We start from the raw sequence: 3,845 nt of genomic DNA, 5'->3' as shown, positions 1-3,845 counted from the left end.
CCAGCACGGCTTTTTCGGCCAGCCGCGCACGAATCCAGCGTTCCAGCGCCTCACGGTTGCCGCGCAGTTGTTCACGGGTTTGCGCCGGGACAGTCGCCAGCAGCGCCTGCAACTCCTCTGGCGAAACCTGCTGATTGCCCAACCGCGCCACCGCTGGCCCGGCAGAAACCGCTGCTACCGGCGACGGCTGCTGAGCGGCGACCGGATCACTGCCCGGCCGCAGCACCAGTGCCACGGCCACCACCAACAGCGCCACCGCTCCGGCGCCGATCACCATGGCAGGCTTCTTCACAGTGCGACTTCCTCTTGTTCGGCGATAGCCGATTTGGCGGTTTGCACAGCAGTGGTCTGGCTGAAATCGCGCAGGTAAACGATGAATTCCTGCAACAGGCGATCCCACAATTCCAAATTGCCGCGCAGGTGCTCGTTGCTCACGCCAGCAGCCACGACCACGTCCATCTCCATGACCAGAAACTCACCCTGCAACGACAACCGTGCAAAACGTCGAGTAGCATTCCACTGCTCTGCGACTCCCTCAGGCAACTCACCCTGCACGCGCAGCGCACAGCTGAAAGTGAAATCAACGAACCCGCCCTGCTCCAGCGCCGGGTTGCCGAACCGCACGGCGTAGCCGATGCCCTGACTGGCGCTGAGCAACTGGACGATGCCGTTCTGTTCGCTCTGGTTGACGCGGTAACCGGCGGCTTGCAGAACGTCGGTCAGCGATTGCGGGGAAACGTGGGTGATCAATTGAGTCATGGCTTTCTTCCTTGCTATCAGTGAGCGATCGCCGCTTGCGGCGCGTCGAATTGGGTTTTGTACAGCTCGTCGCCGAAGCCCTGGGCCAGTTCATCGAACTTGACCCGGGCGCTGCCAGCGAAGGGCTGGCGGATCTTCATCACTTCGGCGACGTCGATGTTTTCGTAGGCCGTGAGGATCTGTTTGGCGACGCCGTACATTTGCTGATTCTTGGCTGAACATTGCTGCACTTGTGTGTCACGTTCCGCCAGTTGCGCTTGCAGCTTCGTGCGTTCGGCTTCTTTGCCACGAGCGAGGACCAGCAATTCGTCATAGGCTTTTTTGAACTTGCCGGTCTGCTCGGCACTGGCCGCGACTTGCGCCTGCGCCTGGCTGTGCAGGCTCTGTTGTTGCCCGGCGAGCTGCTCGGCGAGGCCTTTGGCCTTGGCCAGTTCGGCAGTCAGTTGCTTGATCTGCGCTTGCGCTGCCTTGGCTTCGTTCTGCGCCGCCAGTTGCGCGGCGCTGGCCTGGGCCTGTTGGCTTTGCAGGGCCTGCAATTGCTGGGTGGTGCTGCGCAATTGCGTGCGCAAGCGCTCTTCCATGCCTTCGGCGCTCGCCCCGGTGGCAAGCAGCAAACCCAGGCCCAGCGCGAGAAAACGCGTGTTCATAAAGCTCTCCCGGCGCCTTAGAAGCGCGTGTTGATCTCAAGCTGCAAGACGTCGATGTCGAACGGCGCGCCGTACACCGCTTCGGTGCTCATCCAGCGACCCGTGGCGGAAACGTTCTTCGCCAGGCCGTAGTTGCCGCCCATGAAATAGCCCTTGGCGTTGGTGCCGCCGAGGTGGAACGACGAGTCGTTGAAGCCGTCGGGCAAGGCGTCCGGCTGGATGTACTTGTAGCCGGCGAACAGGTTCCAGTCGCCCTTGCGTTTGAGGTCCAGCGCGTTGCCGAGGGTGAACTGCACCATCCACGCATTGGCGCCGCTTTCGATCTCGCCGTTGCTGTCGAGGTTGTTGACGATCTGCCCGGCGGAGCGCTTGCGCATGTCGCCTTCGTCGTAGCTGAGGTTGTGGATGTAGTTGCCTTGGCTGCGCAGTTTGAAATCCTGCGGCAGGTCGGCATCCCAGACCACGTTGAGATCGAGCAGGTTGAACTCGGAGGCGAGACCGACGAATTGCGGCTGCGGCGTGGCGCTCGGGTTGAGCGGGTTCGGCGTGATGTCACGCAGCAGGAACACGCTGTTGCCCTTCTGCATGAACGCCGCGCGGGTGCCGTCGCTGTCGCAGCCCGGCGCGCCGGCCCACGGTTCGCAGGGGCTGGAGCGCTGGCCTTGAATGTCGTCGAAACGGTAATAGGCCAGCGCGCCTTTGAGGCGGTTGTTGCTATTGATCGCCCACTTCGCGCCGAGCTGCGCGCCGTACAGCCACTTGTTGTCGCTCTCTTCCTTGTCGAAACCGTTACTGCTGGAGGTGTCGTTGGTGTAATCCACCGGGAATGCGCCGACGGTGCCGAACACGCCCCAATCGCGGTTGAGCTTGTGATCGAAAATCGCCGCCACACCATCGAAATTCAGGTCGTTGGAATAGAGCATGTCGGTGGACATGAACGGGTTGGCGAAGCGCCCGCCGGTCAGGGTCAATTCGTCCATTGGCTTCCAGGTCAGGTAGCCCTGATCGAGCCAGATGTCCTTCTTGGCAAAGCCGTCGCCGAGGTTTTGCGTGGTCGATACCGGGTTGTTGTCCGAACCGGTGCCGATGCGAATGCCGGCGGTCCATTCCTCCGAAATCACCGCTTTCATGCCCAGGCGTGCGCGCAGGCGAAAGAGGTTTTCGCGGTCTTCGCGGGTGTTGAGCAACGGTGGCAGGCTGGTGCTGCTGTTGGGATTCACGTCGTACGGGCCGTTGTTGTTGAGCTTGGCGAAGTCGACGATTTCGTTGCTGTTGTTGCCCGAGTAGTAACGCGATTCGTCACGCAGACGAATGTCGCCGTCGAAGCTGATGCGCGAGGCCCAGTCCGGGAAGGTATTGGGCGCGGCCCAGTTTTCCTGTTTGGCGGTGGCCATGACCTCGGCTTTGACCTGATCGCGGATCTGGTCGCGCACCGCTGCCGGCACGTATTGCACGCGCACATCGCCCGGCGCGGCGACCGGCCCGACCGCAACTGCGGTAGAAGCCGCTGCCTGCTTCGCCTGCGCCGCTTCGTTCTGGGCCTGGGCGATCAGCGCGTCGGCCTTGTCCTGTTTGAGAATGCCCTGCTCGACCAGCAAGCGGATCAGATTGATCGTGGCGTTCTCCGAAGGCGCAGGCGCTGCCACGGCCTGACCGACCAGGGTCGCAATGACCATGCCGACCGCCAGGGACAATCGATTCACGTTGGAAATCATCTGCACACAACTCCTTTTGCCGAAGCTTGAATAAGTGAATTAACCCGGACGCCGCCCTTGCAGGGACAAGCGCACGGGCAAAGTGATGGAGGCCGGAGGCCGTTCGCTGAGGGCTGGCGCACCGCGTAAAGCGGCCAGCACCTGGGTATCGATTTGCGGGTTGCCACTGGATTTGATCAGCTCGACGCGAGTGATCTCACCGACGCTGCTCAGCCACACATCGGCCTGCAGCGAGAATGCGAGGTTGCGCAGATCAGGGTTCTCGCGCAGCAAACGCTGGAAAGTGAACGCGAGAAACTGGCTGTACGTGCCCGTACCCAACCGCCCACCACCCGCGCCGGCCATGCCGCCGCCCTTGCCCGCGCCGATGTTGAAAGCGTCGCTGCCGGCCTGCGCGTCGCCGTCCATTTGCATCGGGTTGGCCAGATCGTCGGCGGGCGATGGCGGCGCCTCTTCTGCAGGCTTGACCTCTTCCGGCTCCGGCGTTGGCTCGGGCTCGACGACTTTTTCTTCCACCGGCGTTTCCGGCTCTGGCGGTTTCTCCGGCGGCGGTGGTGGCGGTGGCGGCAACGGAATGATCGTCGGCACCTTCGGCGCTTCGCGGCGCACGCCGGCCATGTCGTTGGCCCACTGCCAGAGGAACCACGCGGCGAGTGCGCCGACCAGCAATCCGGCGCCCCACTTCACATAACGCAACGGCGACTTTTTCACGGGCGGCGGTTCG

Annotated in this window: 4 protein-coding genes and 1 pseudogene; all 5 read right to left on the bottom strand. The window is 62.7% G+C overall.

Annotated elements, in window-relative coordinates; genetic code table 11:
- Positions 1-292 (bottom strand): annotated as a pseudogene (locus OQK_RS23745) (peptidylprolyl isomerase); the annotation flags it as partial.
- Entirely contained in the window at positions 289-759 is a 471-nt protein-coding gene (locus OQK_RS23740) for a YbjN domain-containing protein (protein WP_016774606.1), read from the bottom strand. The gene OQK_RS23740 and the pseudogene OQK_RS23745, both read right to left, overlap by 4 nt.
- 17 nt (positions 760-776) lie before the next feature.
- Positions 777-1,406 carry a hypothetical protein gene (locus tag OQK_RS23735; RefSeq protein ID WP_016774605.1) on the bottom strand — a complete coding sequence of 210 codons (630 nt, stop codon included), beginning with the start codon at positions 1,404-1,406 and terminating at the stop codon, positions 777-779.
- Positions 1,407-1,423: 17 nt separating this feature from the next.
- Complete coding sequence (locus OQK_RS23730) at positions 1,424-3,121, bottom strand: putative porin (RefSeq protein ID WP_016774604.1); 1,698 nt, start codon at positions 3,119-3,121, stop codon at positions 1,424-1,426.
- Between the two features lie 39 nt (positions 3,122-3,160).
- Complete coding sequence (locus OQK_RS23725; RefSeq protein WP_238537284.1) at positions 3,161-3,832, bottom strand: energy transducer TonB family protein; 672 nt, start codon at positions 3,830-3,832, stop codon at positions 3,161-3,163.
- Between the last annotated feature and the right edge of the window lie 13 nt (positions 3,833-3,845).

Source organism: Pseudomonas sp. R62 (genome assembly GCF_000257605.1).
GTDB lineage: Bacteria > Pseudomonadota > Gammaproteobacteria > Pseudomonadales > Pseudomonadaceae > Aquipseudomonas > Aquipseudomonas atacamensis.
The sequence above is the reverse complement of the archived record's forward strand: the minus strand, read 5'-3'. Positions and strand labels throughout refer to the sequence as shown.

Coding starts and splice junctions, on each gene's coding strand:
- OQK_RS23740 (WP_016774606.1), bottom strand. CDS start 759: ATGACTCAATTGATCACCCACGTTTCCCCGCAATCGCTGACCGACGTT.
- OQK_RS23735 (WP_016774605.1), bottom strand. CDS start 1,406: ATGAACACGCGTTTTCTCGCGCTGGGCCTGGGTTTGCTGCTTGCCACC.
- OQK_RS23730 (WP_016774604.1), bottom strand. CDS start 3,121: ATGATTTCCAACGTGAATCGATTGTCCCTGGCGGTCGGCATGGTCATT.